Source organism: Agromyces sp. GXQ0307 (genome assembly GCF_044769845.1).
GTDB lineage: Bacteria > Actinomycetota > Actinomycetes > Actinomycetales > Microbacteriaceae > Agromyces.
The window spans coordinates 239,863-262,455 of record NZ_JBIZVY010000004.1 but is presented as its reverse complement, the minus strand read 5'-3'; the positions used below and the strand labels follow the sequence as shown (position 1 = coordinate 262,455).

Genomic DNA, 22,593 nt, shown 5'->3' with positions numbered 1-22,593 from the left:
GGTCACCCTCGCAGTGCCTCGCCGACGGCCTTCCGAACCCGGGTGAGCGCGCCCGCGAGCCGCGAGTCGGGCGGCGAGGCGTACCCGAGCACGAGGCCGGACGGTCCCTCGCCCGCGATCGCGGAGTACTCCGAGAGCGAGGTGACGAGCACGCCGTCCGCCGCGAGCCGGGCGACCACGTGCGCCGCCGCCGCGTGCGACGGCAGGCCGACGACCGCGTGCAGGCCGCCGTCGAGGCCCGAGAGCGGCGCGCCGTCGATGCCGTCGAGCGCCTCGATGACGAGTCGGCGCCGATGCGCGTAGTCGCGCCGCGCCGCGGCGATGTGCCGCCGCACGGTACCGTTCGCGAGCAGCTCGGTCATGGCGGCCTGCGCGATGCCCGGCACAGGGCAGGTCTCGTCGTCGCGGACGGCGGCGACGGCCGCCCGCAGCGCGGGGTTGGCGGGCAGCACGAGGTAGCCGAGCCGCAGCCACGGCGTGAGCACCTTCGAGAAGCTGCCGATGAGCACGGCGTGGCCCGACCGATCGAGCGAGGCGAGCGCGGGCAGCGGCGGCCCGACGTGGCGGAACTCGCTGTCGTAGTCGTCCTCGAGCACGAGCGCGTCGGAGGCCTCGGCCCACTCGAGCAGGTCGAGGCGGGTTGCTACCGGCAGGCGCCCGCCGAGGGGGTACTGGTGGCTGGGTGTCACGAGCACGGCGTGCGGGGCGGGGCAGATGGCGCGGAGCGCGTCGACCTCGATGCCGTCGCGGTCCACGGCGACGGGTACGGTCTCGAGGGCGCCGCGTCGCTCGAGCACGCGCCGGGCCGACGGGTAGCCGGGGTGCTCGACGCCGACGCGGGGCGTGCCGCCGACGACGATCCGGAGCGCGGAGGCGAGGAGTGCGACCGCGTCGCTCGTTCCGGCGGTCACGACGACGTCGTCGGGCGAGCAGGTCACGCCGCGCGCGTGCCTGAGGTGCTCGGCGATCTCGGCGCGGAGCCGCGGCGAGCCGAAGTCGGGCGGGGTGTCGTCGGGCACGGCGGCGCGGGCGGCGGCCCGCCATGCGGCCCGCCAGGCCCGCTCGTCGAGCCGTGCGGTCGACGGTCGCCCGGGGCGCAGGTCGACCGCCACGGCCTCGGCATCGCCACCATCCCGATCGCCCGCCGCACGTGCCCTCAGCGGGGGAGCTGCGGGATCTGCCGGGGCGGAGGCCGACGGCGGGGCGGCGAGCGGCGCGACGCGCGTCGGCGCGCCCTGCCGCACCTCGAGGTAGCCCTCACCGGCGAGCTGGTCGTACGCCGCGACGACCGAGCTTCGGGCGACGCCGAGCTCGGCCGCGAGCGAGCGCGTCGACGGCAGGGGATCGCCGGTCCTCAGTCGCCCCGAGAGGATGCCGCGCCGGAGCCCCTCGACGAGCTGCACGCCGAGCGGTCGGTCGCCCGTCCGGTCGACGGTGAGCAGTGGTCCATCCATCGGAACCCCCACTGGACTGCTCGAATGTACGGGAACTGGTCTGCTCACCATACCAGCGAACGGCGAACACTTGGTCCCATGAGCAGCACCAGCACCACTCGCCCAGCCGATGTCGCCGGCGCGTCCGCCCCGCCCCGGCGCATCCGACGCCTTCCCGATCGCGAGACCGTCGACCGCTTCGCCCTGCACGAACTGCTCGACACCGAGCTCGTCGGGCATCTCGCGGTCGTCGCGGGCGGCGTGCCGGTCGTCGTCCCGATGGGCTACGCGCGCGTCGGCGAGCACATCGTGCTGCACGGCTCGACCGGGGGAGGATTCGCGCTCCGCGCGGCATCCGCCCGCATGCCCGTCGCCTTCGCGGTGACCGCCCTCGACGGCCTCGTCTACGCCCGCTCGCTCTTCGACAGCTCGATGAACTACCGCAGCGCGACCGTCCAGGGCGTGCTCGAGACGGTGCCCGACGGCGAAGCGGATGGCGCGCTGCTGGCGCTGTCCGAGCGGCTCATGCCGGGGCGTTCGGCCGAGGTGCGCGGCATGCGCCGCAAGGAGGTCGCCGCCACGCGCGTGCTGCGGCTCGCGCTCGACGACGTGGTCATGAAGCAGCGCTCGGGCGGCCCGTCCGAAGAGGAGGACGACGGCGAGGACCACGCGACCTGGGCCGGCGTGGTGCCGCTCGAACGGCGATGGGGGCTGCCGATCGCGTCAGGGCTCACCCCTGAGGGAGCGCCCGTGCCGGAATCGGTGCTCGCGCTGGCGACACGCGACTCGCCTGCGGCCAGGCTCGACGAGGCGTCGGATCCGGCCGCCTGAGGTACCTCAGGCGCCACGGCCGGCGGAGATACGCCGAACTCCCGATGAACGCGCCGTACCTCAGGGCGCACCATCGTGTCACGTCCCGGTCCGATGCCGGACGGGGGACGTCGAAGGACTCGACGGGAACGACGAACGGAAGGAGGTGCGTGATGTTCGCAGCGTTGCTCGTGCTCGGGCTCGTCACGGCGGGGGCCGTGATCGCCTCGGTGATCCAGTTCCGCAGGGATGGATACCACCGCATGCCCACCCTGTCGCACTGAGGTCGGATCGACCCGGACATCCGCATCCGACCGATCGGGGCCCTGAGGACCGCCTCAGGGCCCCGGCCCACGGAAATAGGGACATCGCCCGATGAGCCGCGACCACCTCAGGGAGGAGTCTCGGAGCATCATCCGGACCGGGAGGACACCATGGACTACTCAGCAGGATTCGTCGCCCAGCAGGTGCACGAGGTGAACCTGCTCGGAGCCGAGCAGCGGATCGCACGCGCGCAGGCCGCCGCCGAGCGCGAGGCCGAGTCGCCGGCCGCCGGTCGCGGACGTCGCGTCCGGGCGCCGCATCGCCGCTTCCACCTGCCGCAGTTCGCGCGGTGAGCGCGATCGGGCGCGGGGGTGCGGCGGAGCGGACCGCCGACACCGCAGACGAGGGAACCGCGGTACGGCGCCGGCCCGAGGGGGCCGGCGCCGTTGTCGTCGGTGCGTGGGACGATATGAACGTGACCAGCTCTTCGTCGAGCCCCACGATGATCGCCCGCGACGCCGAGCTCGAGTGGCTCAACAGCCTGCTCGACGCCGTGCGCGCGGGCACGCCGGCGACCGCCGTCATCGGCGGTGAGGCCGGCATCGGCAAGTCGCGGCTGATGTCCGAATTCATCGCGGGCCTCGGCCCCGACGTGCGACTGATCCTCGGCCAGTGCGTCGACCTCGGCGACGTCGCGGCGCCCTATGCGCCCGTCAAGGGCGCGCTCCGCCAACTCGTGGGGCAGGTCGGCGCGGAGCGCGTGCTCGAGGCGGTCGGTCCGGGGCGCGCGGCGCTCATCGCCCTGCTGCCCGAACTCGCGGCATCCGACGCCAGGAGCTCCGGCGAGATCGTGATCACCCCGGGCGGCGCCGGCAGCGGCCAGCTGCACGAGGCCGTCGCGGTGCTGCTCGAGACCCTCTCGCGCGACCTGCCGATCGTCCTCGTCATCGAAGACCTGCACTGGGCCGATGCGGCGACCCTCGCGCTGCTGCGCTTCCTGCTCCGCTCACTCGGCTCGAGTCGCCTGCTCATGCTGCTGACCTACCGCACCGACGACGTCACGCGCGGCCACCCGCTCCGGCTGTTCCTCTCCGAGGCCGAGCGCGACCGCTGGGTCGAGCGGCGAGAGCTCGCGCGCCTGAACGAGACCGAGGTGCGGGCACTCGTGGGCACGCTGATCGACGACGAGGCGCCGAGCGACCGGGTGCTCGAAGCGGTCTTCCGACGCAGCGACGGCGTGCCGTTCTTCGTCGAGGAACTGATCGGCATCGACGGGTGCCGCGACGAGGGATTCGTGCCCGCGACGCTGCGAGACCTGCTGCTCGCCAGGTACGAGCGACTGTCCGACGAGGCGCAGGAGCTCCTGCGCCTGCTCTCCACCGGCGGCGTGCGCGTGCCCCACGCCCTGCTGGCGGCGGTGTACCGGCGCAGCGACGACGAGCTCGAGACGGCGGCCCGCGAAGCGGTCACCTACGGCGTGCTCGTCATCGACGGCGACGACTACGCATTCCGCCACGCGCTCGTGCGCGAGGCGATCCTGGCCGACCTGCTGCCCGGCGAACGCGCGAGGTTCCACGCCCGCTACGCCGAGGCGTACGAGGCCCAGGCCGCCGCAGGCGGGCGCCGGCTCGCTGCCGAGATCTCGTACCACTGGCTCGGCGCGCGCGACTCCGTGCGCGCGTTCCCCGCGACGATCCAGGCGATGCGCGAGGCACGTGCAGCGGTGGCCTACGCGACCTCCTCGCAGCTCGGTGAGCGCGCGCTCGAACTGTGGGACACGGTGCCCGACGCCGAGCAGATCGCCGGCATGACCAAGCTCGAGCTCATGGGCCGCACCGCGTCGCAGCTCCGGCACGCCGGCGAGGGCGAGCGCAGCCTCGCGATGGTCAAGCTCGCGCTCGCCGAGTGCCCGCGCACCGATCCGCAGTACGCGCGACTGCTGCGCGACAAGGCGCTCTACCTGGCGAACGTCGGGCGGGGCGGGTCGATCGAGATCCTCGAAGAAGCGCTCGCCGCGATCACCGGCGACGATTCCGACGACCTCCGGGCGACGGTCATGACCGGGCTCGCCGGTCGGCTCATGATCGAGGCGCGCATCGACGAGGCGGTCGAGATGGCCGATGCCGCGTACGAGCTCGCGAGTTCGCTCGAGTTCGACCGGTACGCGTCGGTCGCGATGAACATCAGCGCCGTCAGCCGCGCGTCGCGCGGCGAGGTCGAGCGTGGTCTCGCCGACATGGAGCGTTCGCGCGAGCTCGCGCGCGGAGACGGCGCCGCCCTCCTGCGGTACTGGGTGAACGCATCCGACCTCCGACACCTCGTGGGCGACTTCCCCGAGGCGGTGCGGCTCGCCGAGGAGGGCCTCGCGCGTGCCCGTGCACAGGGCGTCGAGCGCAGCTCGGGCGTGATCCTCGCCTCGAACGCGGTCGACCCGCTGTTCGCACTGGGCGAGTGGGAGCGCGCCGACGCGCTGATCGAGCGTGCGCTGGCGCTCGACCCGCCCGGTCCGGTCCGCACCTACCTGGAGCGGGCGAAGCTCTGGGCGCTCGTCTGGCGGGGTGACGCCGAGCACGCGGCCGAGCTGTTCCGCCAGGTCCGCCCGGCCATGACGCCGGTCATGCAGGTCGAGATGCAGACCCGGCTCGCGGTCGGCCGGGTGGCGGTCGAGATCGCGCTCGCCGTCGGCGACCTCTCGCAGGCCTGGCGCGACGGGCGGAGCGTGCTGCACGAGGAGGTCCTGCCGCTCGCCGGCTACGCCGAACCGCTGCTGTGGGCGCTCGCACGGGTCATCGCCGCGGTCCGCGCCGACCCGGCGCGGGTCTCCGAGTCCGAGGCCGACGAGATCCTCGCGGCGGAGCCCGGGGTCCGGGCGCTCATCGAACGCCTCTCGTTCTGGCCGACCCATGCGCTCTGGAAGGCGTTCGTCGAAGCCGAGCTGACGCCGACGGATGCCGCGTGGCGAGTCGCCGCCGAGCAGGCCACGGCCGACACCGCGCCGAGGTTCCTCCGCCCCTACGCGCTCCTGCGCCTCGGCGAGGCGCTGCTCGAGGCCGGTGAACGCCAGGGCGCTCGCGATGCGCTCCAAGAGGCGTTCGACGCGGCCGTCGAGGGCGGCGTCACGGCCGTGCAGACGCGCACCGCGCGCGTCGCGATGCAGGCCGGCCTCGCTCTCGACGGCGCGACCCGCCGCGACACCGAGCAGGGCGCGGCCGGGGTCGCGGGCACCGACGACCCCGCCGATGCCGTCGCCGACCTCACCGCGCGCGAGCGGCAGGTGCTCGACCTCATCGCCGAGGGCCTCAGCAACCGGCAGATCGGCGAGCGGCTCTACATCAGCGGCAAGACGGCGAGCGTGCACGTGTCGGCGATCCTCCGCAAGCTGGGGGCGTCGAGCCGCACCGAGGCGGTGTACCTGGCGCGCGCGACGCGCTGACGACCCTCCGGCCCGCACCGGAGGCGTTCAGCGGACTCCGAGCCGCCATCCACCTGCGCGCGGGTAGCGTGGAAGGACCGACCCGAGGAGCAGCGACGCATGACCGAGCTCGAGACGATCCCGTTCCGCACCATGTCCGGCGAGACCCGCACCCTCGGCGACTGGGCCGGCCAGGTCAGGCTCGTGGTGAACGTGGCCTCGCGCTGCGGCCTCTCACCGCAGTACGCGGGGCTCGAGGAGCTGCAGCGCACCTACGGTGATCGCGGGTTCACCGTGCTCGGCTTCCCGAGCAACCAGTTCCTCCAGGAGCTCTCGACCAACGAGGCGGTGTCCGAGTACTGCTCGACCACGTGGGGCATCACCTTCCCGATCCTCGATCGGGTCAAGGTCAACGGGCGGGGCGAGGCCCCGCTCTACACCGAGTTGAAGCAGGCGACGGATGCCTCCGGCAAGGCCGGCCGGGTCACCTGGAACTTCGAGAAGTTCCTCGTCCTCCCCGACGGCGAGGTCCGCCGGTTCCGGCCGACGGTCGAGCCCGACGATCCGGCGATCATCGCGGCGATCGAGGCGGCCCTCCCCGACGATGGCGACGATGCCGCCGCCGTCGGGCACGAGCGGTCCGATCGGGCCTGATGGTCGGGCAGGGCCCGGTCGCGTGAGCAGCTTCGCAGGGCTCGCGAGGACATCGCCGCCGACGCGGCGGCGGCCGCCGAACTCGACCGGATCGTCGCGGAGCTCGGGGCCGACGTCGACGGTCGCGCCGCGCGTCGCTGAGCGTCGCGTGCCGGGTCAGTCGGCCGCCGCGGCGGTCACCGCAGTCTGCTCCTCCTTCCGGCGTCCCGGCCCGAGCCCGAGCGTCGAGAGCAGGCCGAGCGAGAGGAAACCGGCGGCCGCGTACGCCGAGTACGCCGTGGCGGCGCTGAGCGATGCACGCGCGGCGTCCGCCGCGTCGGCGCTCCGCGCCTCGATCGCAGGGATCGCCGCCCCTGCCGAGTCGACGACGGCGGCGACCGCCTGATCGGCGAACGGCATCCCGTCGAGCCGCTGGGCGAGGTCGGCCTCGAGCGAGGTGAACAGGATGGTGCCGAGCACGGCGACGCCGAGTGCCGCGCCGAGTTGGCGCGACGTGCTCTGCGTGCCCGAGGCCTCGCCCGACCTGGCGACGGGCACGTCGGCCAGGACCACGTTGGTGAGCTGTGCGGTGGCGAGGCCGACGCCGAAGCCGTACACGGCGAGGCTGGCGGCGATCGCCCACCACGGGGTGTCGACCGAGATGACGAGGCCGAGCGCCACGAGGCCGACGATCTCGGCCATGATGCCGAACCGTACGGTCGTGAGCGCGGAGAACCGCGAGATGAGGGCGCTCGCGAGTCCGCTTGCGACGAACGATCCGCCCGCGAGGGCGACGAGCACCCATCCGGTCTGGAGCGCGGTGTAGCCGAGCGCGTTCTGCAGCCACAGGGGGAGCGCGAGGATGATGCCGAACTCGCCCAGCGACACGATCGCCGCGGCGATGTTGCCGTTGCGGAAGGAGCGGATGCCGAACAGTTCCGGCGTGAGCAGGACGGGCTTGCCGGCCCGGTGCCGCGACCGTGCTCGCAGGACGAAGATGCCGACGAACACGATGCCGATCGCGAAGGCGATCGGGATGGGCGAGAGCTGCCACGGCCACTCCCAGTCTCCGATCGTGGGCACCTCGTCGACCGTCCACCAACCGTATGTACGGCCTTCGATGAGTCCGAAGACGATCGAGCCCGCTGCCACCACTGAGATGGCCGCGCCGGCCCAGTCGATGGGTCGCTCGTGCTCGGCTCGCGACTCGGGCACGAAGAGCAGGACGCCGATCACGATGAGGATGCCGAGCGGGATGTTGATCCCGAACGCCCAGCGCCACGAGAACTCGGTGGTCAGCCATCCGCCGAGCAGCGGGCCGACGGCCGCCATCCCTCCGATCGTGGACCCCCACACCGCGAAGGCGATGCCGCGCTCGCGGCCCTGGAAGTTGGCGTTGATGAGCGAGAGGGTCGTGGGCAGGATGGCGGCCCCGCCGAGCCCCTGGACCAGCCGGGCGAGGATGAGCGCGGTGCCCGAGTCGGAGAGGGCGGCAGCGATCGACGACAGCACGAAGACCGCGATGCCGATGAGCATCACGAGCCGGCGGCCGTACCGGTCCGCCAGCGCGCCGAAGAGGAGCAGGAACGCGGCGAAGACGAGGGTGTAGCTCTCCTGCACCCACTGGACCTCGGTCGAGCTGATGCCGAGGTCGTCGATGATGGCCGGGATCGCGACGTTCACGATCGTGCTGTCGACGATGATGAGGGCCACGGCGATGCTGATGAAGACCAGCCCGGCCCATCGTTCGCGCTTCATATCTTTCGCCTTTCGAAAGGTCGTACGATGGAAGTGTAGACATCCGAGAGGCCAACCTCAATGCGCGACGACCAGCCCAGCACCCGGCCCGCGGTCGACGCCGAACTCACGAGGCTCCACCAGCGCCTCGCGACGCAGAACCGACGCATCGCCGACGCGTTCGCGCGCTCGGAGCGCCTCTCCGAGCGCGAACTCGAGGCCCTGCTCGCCGTCATGCAGGCCGAACAGCTCGGAGCCCCGCTCACCGCGGGCGGCCTCGGCCGCGCCGTTCGCCTGAGCCCGGCCGCGACCACCTCGCTCATCGACAAGCTCGAGACCGCCGGGCACCTCGATCGCCGTCGCGGGGTGATCGACCGCCGCTCGGTCACCCTGCACTACAGCCCGCAGGCGCGCGCCGTCGCCACCCAGTTCTTCTCGCCGCTCGGGCACCTCACCCGCGAGGTCTTCGCCTCGTTCGAACCGGGACAGCAGGACGTGATCGTCGAGTACCTGCGGAGGATGACGGAGGCCATGGAGCAGCACGCCCGGGCACTCGAGGAGTGAGCTCCCGAGCCGTCACCCGACCGGCGTGAAGCCCCTCGCGACCTCGACGAGCAGGCGCGCGCCGTAGCCGGTCGCACCCTTCGACCGCCACGAGTCGTCGCTGTCGGCGCTCATCGTGCCGGCGATGTCGAGGTGCGCCCACGGGGTGTCGCCGACGAACTCGGCGAGGAAGAGCGCCGCGGTCGTCGCACCGGCGTTCACGCCGCCGAGGTTCGCGATGTCGGCGACGTCCGAGTCCAGGAGCTTGCGGTACTTGCGCACGAGCGGGAACTGCCACGTCGACTCGTCGGTCGCGTCGCCCGCCTCGACCAGGCGGTCGACGAGCGGTTGGCTCGTGCCGAGCACGACCGAATGCGTCTCGCCGAGCGCGCGCAGGGCACTGCCCGTGAGGGTCGCGATGTCGACGATCGCGTCGACGCCCGCCTCGGTCGCGAGGACGAGGCCGTCCATCAGCACCAGTCGTCCCTCGGCGTCGGTGTTCTTCACCTCGACCGTCGTGCCGCCGCGCGCCGTGAGCACGTCGCCGAGCTTGTAGGCCGAGCCCGACGGCATGTTGTCGGTGCACATCAACCAGCCCGTCACCCGGGCGGTCGCCCCGAGGTCGCGGAGCGCGGTGAAGGCCCCGAGTACCGCCGCGGCACCGCCCATGTCCATCTTCATGAGCAGGTGCATCGGATCGCTCGGCTTCAGGCTGATGCCACCCGAGTCGTACATGATGCCCTTGCCGACGAGTCCGAGATGCCCGGTCGCCGTGCCCTCCGGCAGGTAGTTCAGGACGATCATGCGGGGTTCCTCGGCGCTCGCCGCGTTCACCCCGAGGATGCCGCCGCAGCCGAGCTCGATGAGCTGCTCGCGGTCGAGCACCTCGACGTCGAACCCGAACCGCCCACCGAGCAGTTCGGCGACCTCGCCCATGTCGCTCGCCGTGAGGTGGCTCGGAGGCGTGTTGGCGAGGTCCCGTGCGAGCGCCGTCGCCCGGGCCGTCGCGACGCCCTCGGCGATGCCGGCGGATGCCGCTTCCCCGTCCACGCCGTCCAGGAGGAGCTCGACGCGCTCGAGCGCGGGCTCGCGCGGCTCCGCCTTGAGCGCGTCGTAGCGGTAGCGTCCGAGCAGCACGCCCTCGGTGAGCGCACGCCCGGCGCCCGCGGCATCCGTCGACCCGACTGAGGGCACGCGCAGGCCGACGGTCGTCGCCTTCTTCACCGCGCGGACGAACGCCGCGCCGGCGTCGCGGAGCGTGGCCGCGGTCGCCTCGGGCTCGGGGCCGCCGCCGACGACGATGATCAGGCTGCGACCCGGCTGCGGCAGCATGAGCGTCTGGCCCGGCTTCGCCTCGAACCCGGCGCGTGCGAGGGCGTCGCGGTCGAGCCCGATGCCCTCGGGCAGCGGGCCCTCGTCGAAGACGAGCACCCCGATCGCGTCGAGTTCGGCGCCGCCGGTGCCGCCGCCGAACTCCTCGACGGCCGACACCCGCACCGCGTCGTACGCCTCGAGCGAGGGGACGGGCGAGAAGCCCTCGGCGATGAGCTTGACCGGATTCCGCGTCATGATCGTTCCTCCACAGGTTCGGGGTCGACAGTATCGGGGCACCGCCCGGCCCGGAAGGGACCACGGCGATAGACTCGGGAGGTACCCACGACCGCGACGTCCGGGCGGCGGTCGCCGCCCCCGGCGGTCGACGACGGCGACAGGCGGTGCGGTGGAGATCTTCGAGGGCTGGCCCCTTCCGGCGGCGATCGGCGCCCTGTTCCTGATCGTGCTGCTCCGTGCCGGAGGCACCTACGCACTCGGGCGAGGCTCGCGCGCCGGGGTCAGGCGGCTGCTCGAGCGGCGGGGGCGGATGGCTCCGCAACTCGCCCGCGCGGAGGCCGTGATCGAGCGGTTCGGCGCGCCGGTCGTCGCGTTGTCGTTCCTCACCGTCGGGTTCCAGACCGCCGTCAACCTCGCGGCGGGCGTCCTGCGGATGCCGCTCGCGAAGTACATCCCGGCGCTCCTCGTCGGTGGCGCGATGTGGGCGACGCTCTACGGTGTGCTCGGGCTCGCGACCGTGAACGCGATCATCCAGGCCGCGCAGCGCGATCCCGTCGCGACCGTCATCAGCGTGCTCGCGGTCGCGGCGCTCCTCGTGCTCATCGAGTTCGCCACGCGAAAGGCGCGCGCGATCGCAGCGCGGCACGCGGACGTGACGGAGCCGATCCTCCCCGACGAGGCCGGTCAGACCGAGTAGCCGCCGTCGTACGAGCCGGCGGTGTCGTGGCGTGCCAGGGCATTCACGAAGCGGATGAACACCGAGATCCACCCGAAGATCGTCGCGAAGGCGAGCAGCTCGAACGCCGTCAGGTTGTAGTAGCCGACGGGCTCGAACAGCAGGGCGCCGCCGAGCAGCAGCGCTGCGCCGCCGCCGCAGAACCAGAAGAACCGGCCGGGCATGCCGGCGAGCGTGAACGGCGAGGTCACCAGCAGCGCGAGGAACGACAGCGACATCCCGAGCGCGCAGACGTTGTGGAGCAGGAGGTTCACGTCGAACGGGAACACGCCGACGCCGGCCAGCATGATGCCCATGACGACGAACGCGACCGAGATGAACCTCGGTGCCCATGCGCGCCGCAGCACCCCCTGCCGCACGAGCGTCGTCAGGTCGCGGTCGACGTACAGCGCGAACGTCGTGACGAAGGCGCCGGCCACGATGAGCGCGAGGTTGAACAGGCCGCTCGAGAAGTCGTTCGCCGTACCGAGCTGGCTGAAGTGGTACTCCCACCATTGCGGGTCCTGTGCGGTGGCCATGCTCGCGAGCGTCGCCGACGCCATGAAGAACACCAGGAGCGACGCGAGCCGGTTCGTCGTGATCGCGGACACCGAGAGGAAGATCCAGTACCCGGCCAGGCCGGCGGATGTCGCGACCGCGCCGGTGCCCGTGAGGCCGTCGACCACGAGTCCCTCGAAGCTGCGCTGCAGCATCGTGTACGTGACGACCGTGAGGATCGCCGCGATGATGCCGTGCACGGTCGAGACGGTCGCGACGTCGAGCGAGAACTTCCACGGGCGCAGCGCGTGCCGCCACTCCTGCCCGGGCAGGTTTCGGGAGCGCCAGTACCCGACCGCGCCGAGCAGGATGCCGCTGGCGAGCACACCGATCGCGGCGACCGCGCCGACCGACCATCCGCCCCAGAGCGGCCAGACGTCGCCGGCGAAGACCACGGCGGCGACCAGGCCGGTGACGCCTGCGGCGATCAGTCCGCCGACGACCGCCTCGGTCTCGACGGCGACACGCCGCCCGACGGGGGCCTCGACGGCGACGGGCACGCCGGACGACGGATCAGCGGCGGGCGCCGCCTGCGATGACGCGGTCATGTCGTCATGGTAGGGACGACGGGCACCGGTCGGAAGGACCGATGGCGCGACGGCGTGGCTCAGTGCCTCGTCACCCCGCTGAGCACTGGTTGTAGTTCTGGCTGCCGCCGTCTCGTCGCTTCGTGACGAAGCCCGTCGTGTCGCCGGCCAGCGTGACGCCGGAGATCGCGGTGACCGTCGCGGTGACGGTGCCCTGCTGGTTGCTCCCGAGGGAGAAGCTGAGCGCGATTTGGCCGGTGAACGTCGTACCGGTGCCCGTGACGGTGTAGGTCGTTCCGCTCTGACTGGTCGGAGTGAAGTTCGGCGTCGCCGTGAACCCGCCCTGACCCGAATGGGTGAGTGCGATCTGGACGAGCGAGCCCGCGGGAAGGTCGTCGAGCGTGACCGTGATGGTGCCGGTCGGCCCCGATCCCGAGCAGCTTCCGACGACGGAGGCCCGCGACAGTTCGCGGACATCCGAGCTCGCCGCGTAGGCGGGTGCCGGGGTCGCGACGAGGATCGCCGGCACGCTCCAGGCGGTCGCCGTCGCCAGGCTCCGCCGACTGATGCCAGCTCCGCCGCCGGTCCTCTCGTGGTTCAGGTCCCCCATGTTCGTCCCCCATCCGCTGCCGAGCAGGAGAGCCCAGCCTAACCCGCCGGGTGGCGCGACGTCCCGGTCGCTCAGCCGATTCTGTCGGCCCGTCGTTCGGAGCCCGGCGGTGTCGTGTCGGAGGACTTCGCACCGGACGGATCGACCGAGCCGGCGCCGCCCGCGGTGAGCGACGACGAGCTGTATCCGATCGTGAGGCCCTTGATGGACCCGCGGACGGCGAAGTTCGCCGTGCCCGATGCGTCGAGCACGCCCTGGATCAGCACGTTGCCGTCGTCGAAGACGGTGAACGAGGTGCCTGGCGCGCCGGTGACCGTCAGCGGACGCCATCCGGCGTCGCCGGGATCACCGACGGTGAATGAGAGTCCGGCGCCCGGCTGAGCCGGTCCGGCGACCGGGGTGGACACGCCGTCGTCAGGGGTCGGCGCGGGCGGGCTGCCGGGCTCCGGCTGCGGTCCCGGAGCCGCATCGGGGGTGGTCCCCGGATCGTCCGCCTCCGGTGAGTCCGCACCGGAGGGCGGGGTCGCGGTGTCCGGTGCCGCATCCGGCGCGGTCGTCGTCGGCGGATCGCTGGGATCTTGCCCGTCGGGCGTCGGACCGGGATCGGCGGGGATGTCGGTCGAGATGATCTCCGGGGGAGCCCCGGCCGCCGGTGGGGCCGAGATGTCGGCCGAGCCGGCATCGGCGGTGACCGACGAGTCGAGTGAGCGGAGCCCGGGCACGCCTCCGGAGACGGCCGCGACGATCACGACCGCCGCGGCCGCGGCGGCGAGTGCGGCCGAGGTCGCCGCGAGTGCGGTGCGGGGCAGGCGGCCGGCCGTCCGGGCGACGTTCGCGGCCGCGGTTCCGGCGCCACCGGATGCCGGTGTCGCCGCTGCCGACGCCGCGCCGGACGCGCCCGCGGTCACGCCGGCCGCGCCGGCCGACGCACCGAGGGCCACGGCGAAGGCGGCCCGATCCCGCGGGACCGCCGGGATCGGGCCGAGGACGGCGGCGGAGGAACCTGCACGCGTCGCCTCGAGGAAGGCGGTGCCGGAGGCGCCGCCGAGGACGAGCAGCGGGACGAGTCCGACGAGCCGGTGGGCGAGGTCGGCTGAGGGGAGCGCTGCGGCGCGGCATCCGTCGCACTCGTCGACGTGCGCGCGCACCCGGGCAGGGATCCTGCGCCCCCCGGTTCCCGGAGCGCCGAGTTCGGCGAGCACGCCGTCGCAGTCGCCGCCCGCCGGCGCGGTGGCCGCGACCTGGCGGAGCCAGGCGTTCCGGATGCCCTCGTGGGCGGTCGCGACCAGCCCCTCGGTCTCGGCCGGGGTCAGCGCGAGTTCGGCCGCGAGCTCGACCGAGGGGAGCCCGTCGATCTCGGCGAGCCAGACGGCCTCCTGTGCAGCGGAGCCGAGCGAGGTGAACGCGACCGCGATCGCCTCGCCGTCGTCGAGGCCGGCCGGAAGTTCGGCCCGGTACCACTCCGCGGGCGCGAGGAGCGCGGGAGCGGGGCCGATGCCCGACCCGCCGCGGCCGTCGGCCGCAGCCGCGGCCTCGCGCACGGACGCGAGCACGTGCGGGCGCATCGCGCCGACCGGTGCGTCGTCGGCGAGGATCGCGGCGGAGAACCGGGCCGCGGCGGCCTCGACGACGAACTCGACGTCGGCCGAGCCCGGGGTCGCGGCGGCCGCTGCGGTCGCGGCTCCCTCGTGACGGTGCCAGAGCCGGGAAGCGGCGAAGCCGTCGCCGGAGCGGGCGGAAGCGACGAGCTGGTCGTCGGTCGGGGTGGCGACGACGGGGAGCGCGAGCGGCGACGTGGCCGGATGGCCACCGGCGGCATCGGGCACTGCCACTCCTCTCGTCGCGCCGTTCGCGCGGGTCGGCGCGTGGCGTCCGACGGGCGTCTCGTGGCGCGCGCCGGGGGAACTGGGGCTCGCCTCCGGCGTGGCGTGGTGCCGAGATCGGGTTCCGCGGGGGTGGGCGCCGATCGGGGGTGCGCACCGCGCCGATGTCGCCATCAGCGGTTGGCCCGAGTCTACGACCCGGCGCAGGGGCCGACGCAATACCCCCGTTCGGCGGGTCAGCTTCCGAGTTCGGCCGCGCTCGCGCCCGTGCGCAGCAGCGCGCCCTCGTGGCGCACGGTGGCCGCCGCGATCGTCATCGCCTCGCCGAGCGCCGCGCGCCAGGCCTCGGAGCTCGTCGGCATGCCGTCGTCGGCGATGTGGTGGACGATCGCCGCGAGGGTCGCGTCGCCGGCACCCATCGTGTCGACGATCCGGCCCGGGAGGTCGACGATGTCGGCGTGGACCTCGAGCTCGCCGTGGTGCACGTCGGCCCCACGGCGCCCGGCGGTGGCGAGCACCGCGGGGCCGGATCCGCCGGCGTCGGAGCCGTGTGCGCCCGAGCGGAGACGCGCGACGAACGCGTCGAGGGGCTCGCGGGCGAGGAGCTCGGCGTCCTCGTCGCCGGCCTTCACGAGCAGTGAGCGGGCGGCGACCCGCTCGAACGCGGCGAGGAACGCTGCTCGGTCGCGGAGCATCCCCTCGCGCGGGTTGCCGTCGACGATGAGCCGCTGCTCGGGGTCGGCGACCGCGGCGAGCAGCGCGTCGACCTGCTCGGCGTCGTCGAACGGGTAGCAGCTCACGACGACGAGGTCGGCGTCGCCGAGCGCCTGAAGCGTGGCCGCGTCGAACGCGAGCCGCCGGTTCCGGGCGGCGTCGTTGAAGACGTACCGCGGTTCGCCCCCCTCGCTCCGGTCGGACACCGCCCGCGACGTGCCGAGCGTCGACGGGCTCTCGACGAGCTGCACGTCGTAGTCGGCGAGGACGGCGCGGATCCGCGTCGCCGGCTCGTCGTCGCCGAGCATCGCGACGAGGGTCACGCGCTCGCCGAGCAGGGCCAGGCCGACCGCGACGTTGAGTGCGGCGCCGCCGACGAACTCGCGGGAGCCCGTGGGGTCGCGCAACTCGTCGATCAGGGCGTCACCCACGACCGTGATCCGTGCGGCGCCGGACTGCGTCATCCGCTCGACCTCCCTGTCCGAGGGCCGGGACGCGCGGTCACCGGCGATCCGTCCCCAGCGTGCCACGGGACGGCGTCCGCGTCCACGCGCCCCGGCGGTCCGCCCGGCCCGGCGCAACACTGTACGGTGTGTCGAGTCCCCCGACGGAAGGCCACATGAGACCCGGACCCCGACGCAGCCTCACGCACGCAGAGATCCTCGACGCCGCCTTCGGGCTGCTCGAGGCGAAGGGATTCGAAGCGGTCTCCGTCCGCGGCGTCGCCGGCGTGCTCGGGCTCACGCCCACGGCCATGTACACCTACTACCCGAACAAGGGCGCGCTGCTCGCTGGCATGGTCGAGCAGGTGCTCGGGCGGCTCGACACGGGCGGGGCGGATGCCGCAGCCGCGACCGATCCGACCGGCGAGGATCCTGCTGAGACGAGCAGCGGTCCCACGCGGTCCCGCACGCGCATCGTCGCCCTCGCCGAGGGACTGCGCTCGATCCTCGTCGAGCGCCCCGGCGCCGTCGGACTGCTGCTCGCGACCCCGCTGGACGGACCGAACGCGCGGCGCTTCGACGAGCGCCTGCTCGGGGCGTTCGCCGACGGCGGCCTCGACCCCGCCGAGGCCGCCCGCGCGACGCACGCCGTCCGGGTGCACGTGCTCGGCGCCGTCGCGTTCGACGCGGCCGAGGCGGAGCGCACCGCCGAGGCATCCGTGCCGGCCGACGTCGCGCCCGCTGCCGCGGCATCCGCCACGCTGTGGGACGACGCCGAGACGTTCCCACTCGGCGACCGCTCCCGCGAGCTCGCCGACGACCCGGCGGATCGGTTCGCCTGGGGCCTCGGGCGCCTGCTCGACGGGCTGCTCGCGCACCCCGCGCCCGGCGCACCGACGCCCTGACACGCGACGAGGCGCCGACCCCCGAAGGGGCCGGCGCCTCGCCGGTTCGGGTCGCTCGGGATCAGCCCGCCGCGGGCGGTGTCACCTCGATCAGCGCCGCGGTGTTGCCCGTCATCGCCTTCTTCACCGTGATCACGGTGCCGAGGCCCACGCCGTCGTCCGCCGGGTTGCCCGAGCCGAACGGCCCGAGTCCGATGTCGAGGCCGTAGTACTCGGTGGCAGGGGTGCCGTCGAGGTAGGTCAGCGGCACCGAGTAGGGGGCGGTGCCGACCGACGGGACGACCACGGAGGCGTCACGGTCGCGGTAGTACAGCGAGCCGGTGTCCGCGTTGATCGCGAAGCCCGGCACCCAGCCCTGGTCGTCGGTGAAGGTGCTCACCGCGGGCAGGGCGGGGATGTCGGTGCAGTACTCGGTCGTGAGGTCGGCCAGCGTGAAGCACTCCGTGAAGGGGTGCGTCTTCGCGAGGCCGAACGCCGCGTTCGACGACTGGGCACGCGAGGGCATCACGTTGAGCGTCGTCGGGTCGGCGTCGGCCGCCGCGCCGGTGCGCTGCAGCGGGTCGAAGTGGCTGTCCACGATGAGCAGACCGCCCTTCGCGCCGTAGCTCGGCAGGGCCGCCTCGTTCGAGATGATCTGGTTCGAGTTGCCGTACGTGGTGTCGCGGTACCAGACCAGGGCACCGGGTGCGTTGTAGGCGAGCTTCTCGACCTTCCAGGCGCCGTCGCTGTAGACGGTGTTGTAGCCGTACTTCAGGCCCTCGTCGAAGCCGTCGAAGTTGCGCCACTCGACGAGGTAGTACTGCGCCTTGACCGAGGTGCCCGTGTCGATGCGCCAGCCGGGGCCGGTCGTGTCGACGAAGGTGCCGGCCTCGGCGGTCCAGCCGTTCTCGCCCGACTCGACGTCGTCGCTCCAGACGGTGGTGTCACCGCTCTTCAGGGCGAAGTCGTCGGCGAACCATCCGCGGTCCTGGTAGGCGGCGTCGGTCGCGAGCCGCAGGCGGACCTGGATGGTCTGACCGGCGTACGCCGACAGGTCGACGTGCTGCTCGACCCAGCCGTGGGAGTCGCCCGTGAGGCCGTACTTCTTGCCGCCGAAGTCGCTCATGCGACCGTTCGGGTCGGCGTAGCCGTCGGGCGTCGACGCCTCGGAGCCGTCGGCCGCGTAGACCTTGAGCTCGCTCCACGAGGAGCCGCCGTCGGTCGAGACCTCGACGAAGCCGTAGTCCCAGTCCTCCTCGATCACGTAGTTGTTCCACATCGAGAGGGTGGCGTCGGCCGGCACGTCCGCGATGGTGCGCGAGAGGCGGATGTCGGCCCAGTCCTGGTCGGCGCCGGTGTACCACATCTCCTCGCCGCTGTGCGGCTCGGCGAGCGTGATCACCTTGTCGGGCAGGTTGACCTTGATGCCGTCCTCGGTGCCCTTCTTGGGGCGCGAGGTCTGGCCGACCTTGATGGTGCGCGTGTCGTCGCCCGGGTTCACGACCTCGGGGTCGGCCCAGCCGAGCACCCACTTGTCCCAGAGGCCCATGTGGGTCGGCATCGACTGGAAGATCGGGCCCGAGTGCGAGCCCGACGACATAAGGTCCCAGAAGTCGACGTCGGAGCTGCCGGCGCCGGAGACGTCGTAGAGGTCGGGCAGGCCGAGGTCGTGCCCGTACTCGTGCGCGAACACGCCGACGCCCGAGTCCTCGGGCTGCACGATGTAGTTCGACAGCTTGAGGTCGGTGCCGGGGATGTCGGCGCCGCCTGCGACGGCCGAGGAGTGAGCCCAGATGGCGTAGGTGCTCTCGGCGCCGCCGCCGCCGGACTTGTCCTCACCGGCGTGCACGAGCACGACGTGGTCGATCACGCCGTCGGGCTCGTAGTAGTTCCCGTCGCCGTCGCGGTCGGCCTGGTCCTCGATGTCGTAGTCCGACCAGGGGAAGTCGGGCTGCGCCTCGGCGAGGGCGGCCACGGCGTCGATCGGCAGCGCGTTGGCGCCGATGGGGTTGTCGGGGTGGCCCTGCATGCCCTGGTAGGCGCCGGCCTCGTACTCGCCCTCGTCGTTCAGGAAGCAGCGCGTGGCGCCGTACCAGCCCTCGGAGTGCGGCATCATGACCCACGGCGTCGCCTCGCCCGTGACGGTGTAGGCGCCGCGCGACATCTCCTCGTACATCGACTTCATCGTGTAGCCGGAGATGTCGATGCCCGGCTTGCCGTCGGGACCGGTCAGGTCGGGGCGCACGCGCTCGGTGATGCCCTCGTCGGTGTAGAGCATCGTGTCGAAGTGCTCGGGGGAGAAGTCCTCCACCCACATCGAGTTGTTGTCCTCGAGCGGATAGTCCGCGGGGTTCGGGATGTTGTTGTGCAGCGGGCCGTTGACGACCTCGCCGGGCTTGCAGGTCGAGGCGCCCCAGTACTCGGGAACCCAGCTGTCGGTGAAGTCGTCGTTCGCCTGGTCGTTGAACTCGATGAGGATCGTCAGGAGCTTGGCCTCCTGCGTCGCCTTCGCCTTCTTCAGCGCCTTCGGGCTCTTGCCCGACTTGATGGACTTCGCCTCGAGCTTGGCCAGCTGGCGTGCCGTGGCCGGGTTGCCCTGCGCGTACTTCTTGTCGAGTGCGGCCGACTGCTCCGCCACCGAGCCGCTGACGGCGCCGGCCTTCGCGGCGGCGCCGTCGACGGTCGCGTCGAGCGCCTCGTCGGTCTCGAACGCGGCCTCCGCGCGCGGTGCGGCGTAGTTCATGTAGTACTCATCGGCACCGATGACCGGTGCCGGTGCGGCGGTCGCCGTGCTCGTTCCCACGGTCGCCAAACCGGCGGCCGCGAGTGCGAGCACGGGGAGCGTCGCAACCACGCGACGACGCGCGCGGCTGGTCTTCCCTGACATGCTTCTCCCTCCGAGTGCCCGCGACGGTGGCCGCGGGACACGACGTCGTCCGCCGGTGGGCGGACGTACCCGGCATCCTGCCCCCCGTGCGGGGGAGGAGGGAAGGCTCCGGAAGGAGTGGAACCCGAATCGTTGCTATCGAGGTTTTCTCGCGTTGAGGGGGGCTTGCGTGACGGATGCTTCGACGGAATCCGCCGATGCCGAAGCATCCGTCACGAAACGACGCTCGCCGATGCTGCGGCGGCTCAGCCGATGAGCAGGCTGCGCAACTGGTCGGCCGAGTGCACGACGGCGATGGCGTCGCCCGCCTCGGCCGGGGAGCCGTAGCCCCACTCGACCATGATCGTCGGCACGTCGTGCGCGGCCGCCCCCAGGGCGTCGTAGCCGCGGTCGCCGACCATGACCGCCTCCGACGTATCGACGCCGAGGTCGTTCAGTCGTCGCAGCGCCTCGGCGACCACGTCCGCCTTCGTGCTGCGCTCCTCGTTCTCGCTCGCTCCGGCGATCACGGTGAAGTAGCGGTCGAGCCCGGTGTGCTCGAGCACCGCGCGAGCCATCGACTCGGGCTTGCTCGTCGCGAGCGCGATCGGCAGGCCCGCCGCCTGGACGCCCTGCAGCACGCCCTCCACGCCGGGGAAGACGGGGGAGTGCAGGAGGTGGTCGTCGTAGTGGTCGCGGTAGACGTTCAGGGCCTCCCACGCGTCGACGTCGCTGAATCCGGCGGTCATGCGGAGGCTGTCGAGCAGCGGCGGGCCGACGTAGGAGCGCAGCGTCTCCTGGTCGGGCACCGGCACGCCCATCTCGGTGAACATGTGCGCGAGGGAGTCCATGATCTCGCTCGCGGAGTCGACGATCGTGCCGTCCAGGTCGAACAGCACGGCGGACCACTCGCGTGGGGGCGCGAGGGTGGTGGCGGGGAGGGGGGAGGTCACCGCGACATCCTAGGCGCACGAAATCCGAGGAACACTCGGGAATGCTGTGCAGCGGCTGAACGTGACGCGCGGAGCGACCCGCCGCCCGGTGCGGCGCGAGCCGCGCTCTCGGCTCAGAACAGCCGTGCGTGCCCGCTCTCGACGCCCCGCATGGCGTCGTAGTCGAGCACCACGCATCGGATGCCGCGGTCCTCCGCGAGGGTCCGCGCCTGCGGCTTGATCTCCTGCGCCGCGAACACGCCCGCGACCGGGGCGAGCAACGGGTCGCGGTTCATGAGCTCGAGGTAGCGGGTGAGCTGCTCGACGCCGTCGATGTCGCCGCGACGCTTGAGCTCGACCGCGACCGAACGGCCCGCGCCATCCGTCGCCAGGATGTCGACCGGACCGATCGCCGTCATGTACTCGCGACGCACCAGGCGGTAGCCGTCGCCGAGCAGCTCGATCTGCTCGGCGAGGAGCCTCTGCAGGTGCGACTCGACGCCGTCCTTCACCAGCCCGGGGTCGACACCCAGGTCGTGCGCGGAGTCGTGCAGCACCTCGTGGATCGACACGACGAGCTGGTCGGCGGTCTTCGCGTGCGTGACCTTCCACACCTCGGTGACACCGGCGGCGCGCTGGTCGTCGTCGGGTTCGGCCGCGGCGAGCGTGCACGGCGGGCTCATCCAGTTCAGCGGCTTGTAGCTGCCGCCGTCGGAGTGGACGAGCAGGCTGCCGTCGCCCTTGACCATGAGCAGGCGGGTCGCGAGCGGCAGGTGCGCCGAGAGCCGGCCGGCGTAGTCGACGGAGCAGCGGGCGATGACGAGACGCACCCGACGAGTCTACGTCGGACGGTCAGCCGACCCGGCGGCTCCGCTCGCGGGCGGCGGGCGCGGCGATGCCGGCCATCACCATCAGCCCGAGGAGCACGAGCATGCCGTTCAGGATCCCGAACCGCTCGCCGAGGAAGCCGATGAGCGGCGGGCCCACCAGGAACGCGCAGTACCCGATCATCGCGACCGCGGAGACGCGGGCCGCGGCATCCGCTCGATCGGGCACGTCGGCCGCGGCCGACATGCCGACGGGGAACGCGAGCGAGCAGCCGACGCCCCAGAGCAGGGTGCCGACGACGAGCATCCACGGCTCGGTGCCGAAGATGAAGAGCGAGAGGCCGACGACGCCGATGCCGGCCATGACCTGCAGCATGAGCACACGGCCGAAGCGGTCGATGAACGGGCCGCCGACGACGCGCGCGGCGGTGATGGCGATGGTGAACACCGTGAAGACGGCGGCGCCGGTCGTCGCGTCGAGGCCGTGGCCGTCGACCACCGCGAGGGCGATCCAGTCGTTGGCACTGCCCTCGGCGAACGACATGCCGAGCATGACCACGCCGATGAGCAGGAGTCGAACGTCGGTCCACACCGAGAGGCTGCGGCGGATGCGGACGCCGAGCGGCTCGCGCGGAGCGTCGGCGTGCGTGTCGTCGCCGAGCTCCTCCCGACGGGGGACGAAGCGCACCGCGATGACGACGCCGACGGCGATGAACGCGGCGATGACGCCGAGGTGGAGCGCGATGGCGATGCCGAGGGCGGATGCCGCGGCCGCGAGCCCCGCGCCGGCGACCGTGCCGAAGCTGAAGAACGCGTGCATGAGCGGCATGACGGTCTTGCCGAGCTCGCGCTCGGCCTCGGCGCCCTCGACGTTCATCATCACGTCGACCGCGCCGTTGCCGAACCCGAAGAGCGCGAGGCCGAGCACGATGAGGGCCACGCTCGGCAGCGCCGAGCCGCCGAGGCCGACCGCGACGAGGCCGGTGGCCGCGGTCGCGAGCACGCCGATCATGCCGAGGCGCGCGCCGAAGCGGGCCATGAGCCACGGTGCGGCGACGAGCCCGACGATCGAGGCGATCGAGCCCATGAGGATGACGAGTCCGACGCCCTGCGTGCTCAGGCCGACCGCGTCGCGGATCGCCGGGATGCGCGCGACCCAGCTCGCGAGGCCGAAGCCGGAGAGGAAGAAGATCGCGAAGATCGCGTTCCGCCAGGCGACGAGCTCGCGGCGGGGCCGGGCGGATGCCTCGGCGCGCGTCTCGGCGTCGCCCGTTCCGGGTGCGTGCTGGTCGTGCTCGCTCATGGTGTCTG

Annotated in this window: 18 protein-coding genes; 7 read left to right on the top strand and 11 right to left on the bottom strand. The window is 72.7% G+C overall.

Annotated features, from left to right (window positions below; genetic code table 11):
• Positions 1-2 precede the first annotated feature (2 nt).
• Positions 3-1,454: a PLP-dependent aminotransferase family protein gene (locus tag ACIQH8_RS15665; RefSeq protein ID WP_401000343.1), complete on the bottom strand. Its 1,452-nt coding sequence runs from the start codon at positions 1,452-1,454 to the stop codon at positions 3-5.
• Positions 1,455-1,532: 78 nt separating this feature from the next.
• Here ACIQH8_RS15665 and ACIQH8_RS15660 point away from each other — a divergent pair, with 78 nt between their 5' ends.
• From ACIQH8_RS15660 to ACIQH8_RS15645, 4 genes are all read left to right on the top strand, one after another.
• Positions 1,533-2,264, top strand: coding sequence for a pyridoxamine 5'-phosphate oxidase family protein (locus ACIQH8_RS15660; protein WP_401000341.1), 732 nt, complete (start codon positions 1,533-1,535; stop codon positions 2,262-2,264).
• 413 nt (positions 2,265-2,677) lie between these two features.
• Positions 2,678-2,860 carry a hypothetical protein gene (locus ACIQH8_RS15655; protein ID WP_401000339.1) on the top strand — a complete coding sequence of 61 codons (183 nt, stop codon included), beginning with the start codon at positions 2,678-2,680 and terminating at the stop codon, positions 2,858-2,860.
• A gap of 122 nt (positions 2,861-2,982) precedes the next feature.
• Complete coding sequence (locus tag ACIQH8_RS15650; protein ID WP_401000337.1) at positions 2,983-5,940, top strand: AAA family ATPase; 2,958 nt, start codon at positions 2,983-2,985, stop codon at positions 5,938-5,940.
• 99 nt (positions 5,941-6,039) lie between these two features.
• Positions 6,040-6,573, top strand: a complete 534-nt coding sequence (locus tag ACIQH8_RS15645) for a glutathione peroxidase (RefSeq protein ID WP_401000335.1) — start codon at positions 6,040-6,042, stop codon at positions 6,571-6,573.
• Positions 6,574-6,729: 156 nt separating this feature from the next.
• On the opposite strand, the gene ACIQH8_RS15640 is transcribed toward ACIQH8_RS15645, so the two are convergent.
• Positions 6,730-8,310 carry a DHA2 family efflux MFS transporter permease subunit gene (locus ACIQH8_RS15640; RefSeq protein WP_401000333.1) on the bottom strand — a complete coding sequence of 527 codons (1,581 nt, stop codon included), beginning with the start codon at positions 8,308-8,310 and terminating at the stop codon, positions 6,730-6,732.
• 60 nt (positions 8,311-8,370) lie between these two features.
• On the opposite strand from ACIQH8_RS15640, the gene ACIQH8_RS15635 reads away from it, so the two are divergent.
• A complete protein-coding gene (locus ACIQH8_RS15635) occupies positions 8,371-8,853 on the top strand; it encodes a MarR family winged helix-turn-helix transcriptional regulator (RefSeq protein WP_401000331.1) in 483 nt (160 codons plus the stop codon).
• 12 nt (positions 8,854-8,865) lie between these two features.
• Here the strand turns inward: ACIQH8_RS15635 and ACIQH8_RS15630 are convergent, their stop codons facing one another.
• Positions 8,866-10,401, bottom strand: a complete 1,536-nt coding sequence (locus ACIQH8_RS15630) for a leucyl aminopeptidase (protein ID WP_401000329.1) — start codon at positions 10,399-10,401, stop codon at positions 8,866-8,868.
• A gap of 151 nt (positions 10,402-10,552) precedes the next feature.
• Here ACIQH8_RS15630 and ACIQH8_RS15625 point away from each other — a divergent pair, with 151 nt between their 5' ends.
• The gene (locus ACIQH8_RS15625) at positions 10,553-11,080 is read left to right on the top strand and encodes a DedA family protein (protein ID WP_401000327.1); all 528 of its coding nucleotides are present in this window, start codon (positions 10,553-10,555) and stop codon (positions 11,078-11,080) included.
• Here ACIQH8_RS15625 and ACIQH8_RS15620 read toward each other — a convergent pair.
• From ACIQH8_RS15620 to ACIQH8_RS15605, 4 genes are all read right to left on the bottom strand, one after another.
• Positions 11,068-12,204: a DUF998 domain-containing protein gene (locus ACIQH8_RS15620; protein WP_401000325.1), complete on the bottom strand. Its 1,137-nt coding sequence runs from the start codon at positions 12,202-12,204 to the stop codon at positions 11,068-11,070. The two genes, ACIQH8_RS15625 and ACIQH8_RS15620, sit on opposite strands and share 13 nt — an antisense overlap.
• A 70-nt stretch (positions 12,205-12,274) precedes the next feature.
• Positions 12,275-12,793 carry a hypothetical protein gene (locus ACIQH8_RS15615; RefSeq protein WP_401000323.1) on the bottom strand — a complete coding sequence of 173 codons (519 nt, stop codon included), beginning with the start codon at positions 12,791-12,793 and terminating at the stop codon, positions 12,275-12,277.
• A 71-nt stretch (positions 12,794-12,864) separates the two neighbouring features.
• Positions 12,865-14,619: a hypothetical protein gene (locus tag ACIQH8_RS15610; RefSeq protein ID WP_401000321.1), complete on the bottom strand. Its 1,755-nt coding sequence runs from the start codon at positions 14,617-14,619 to the stop codon at positions 12,865-12,867.
• 233 nt (positions 14,620-14,852) lie between these two features.
• Positions 14,853-15,794 (bottom strand): carbohydrate kinase family protein, encoded by a 942-nt coding sequence (locus tag ACIQH8_RS15605; protein WP_401000319.1) that lies wholly within the window; start codon positions 15,792-15,794, stop codon positions 14,853-14,855.
• A gap of 155 nt (positions 15,795-15,949) precedes the next feature.
• Between ACIQH8_RS15605 and ACIQH8_RS15600 the strand changes: the two genes are divergently transcribed.
• Positions 15,950-16,678 (top strand): TetR/AcrR family transcriptional regulator, encoded by a 729-nt coding sequence (locus tag ACIQH8_RS15600; protein ID WP_401000317.1) that lies wholly within the window; start codon positions 15,950-15,952, stop codon positions 16,676-16,678.
• Positions 16,679-16,739: 61 nt separating this feature from the next.
• Here ACIQH8_RS15600 and ACIQH8_RS15595 read toward each other — a convergent pair whose 3' ends face one another.
• From ACIQH8_RS15595 to ACIQH8_RS15580, 4 genes are all read right to left on the bottom strand, one after another.
• Positions 16,740-19,544, bottom strand: coding sequence for an immune inhibitor A domain-containing protein (locus ACIQH8_RS15595; protein WP_401000315.1), 2,805 nt, complete (start codon positions 19,542-19,544; stop codon positions 16,740-16,742).
• Positions 19,545-19,789: 245 nt separating this feature from the next.
• Positions 19,790-20,476, bottom strand: coding sequence for an HAD hydrolase-like protein (locus tag ACIQH8_RS15590; protein WP_401000313.1), 687 nt, complete (start codon positions 20,474-20,476; stop codon positions 19,790-19,792).
• 113 nt (positions 20,477-20,589) lie between these two features.
• Positions 20,590-21,285, bottom strand: coding sequence for an endonuclease NucS (gene nucS / locus ACIQH8_RS15585; protein WP_401000311.1), 696 nt, complete (start codon positions 21,283-21,285; stop codon positions 20,590-20,592).
• A 22-nt stretch (positions 21,286-21,307) separates the two neighbouring features.
• Positions 21,308-22,585, bottom strand: coding sequence for an MFS transporter (locus ACIQH8_RS15580; RefSeq protein ID WP_401000309.1), 1,278 nt, complete (start codon positions 22,583-22,585; stop codon positions 21,308-21,310).
• Positions 22,586-22,593 lie beyond the last annotated feature (8 nt).

Coding starts and splice junctions, on each gene's coding strand:
- ACIQH8_RS15665 (WP_401000343.1), bottom strand. CDS start 1,454: ATGGATGGACCACTGCTCACCGTCGACCGGACGGGCGACCGACCGCTC.
- ACIQH8_RS15660 (WP_401000341.1), top strand. CDS start 1,533: ATGAGCAGCACCAGCACCACTCGCCCAGCCGATGTCGCCGGCGCGTCC.
- ACIQH8_RS15655 (WP_401000339.1), top strand. CDS start 2,678: ATGGACTACTCAGCAGGATTCGTCGCCCAGCAGGTGCACGAGGTGAAC.
- ACIQH8_RS15645 (WP_401000335.1), top strand. CDS start 6,040: ATGACCGAGCTCGAGACGATCCCGTTCCGCACCATGTCCGGCGAGACC.
- ACIQH8_RS15640 (WP_401000333.1), bottom strand. CDS start 8,310: ATGAAGCGCGAACGATGGGCCGGGCTGGTCTTCATCAGCATCGCCGTG.
- ACIQH8_RS15635 (WP_401000331.1), top strand. CDS start 8,371: ATGCGCGACGACCAGCCCAGCACCCGGCCCGCGGTCGACGCCGAACTC.
- ACIQH8_RS15630 (WP_401000329.1), bottom strand. CDS start 10,401: ATGACGCGGAATCCGGTCAAGCTCATCGCCGAGGGCTTCTCGCCCGTC.
- ACIQH8_RS15620 (WP_401000325.1), bottom strand. CDS start 12,204: ATGACCGCGTCATCGCAGGCGGCGCCCGCCGCTGATCCGTCGTCCGGC.
- ACIQH8_RS15615 (WP_401000323.1), bottom strand. CDS start 12,793: ATGGGGGACCTGAACCACGAGAGGACCGGCGGCGGAGCTGGCATCAGT.
- ACIQH8_RS15605 (WP_401000319.1), bottom strand. CDS start 15,794: ATGACGCAGTCCGGCGCCGCACGGATCACGGTCGTGGGTGACGCCCTG.
- ACIQH8_RS15600 (WP_401000317.1), top strand. CDS start 15,950: ATGAGACCCGGACCCCGACGCAGCCTCACGCACGCAGAGATCCTCGAC.
- ACIQH8_RS15595 (WP_401000315.1), bottom strand. CDS start 19,544: ATGTCAGGGAAGACCAGCCGCGCGCGTCGTCGCGTGGTTGCGACGCTC.
- ACIQH8_RS15580 (WP_401000309.1), bottom strand. CDS start 22,585: ATGAGCGAGCACGACCAGCACGCACCCGGAACGGGCGACGCCGAGACG.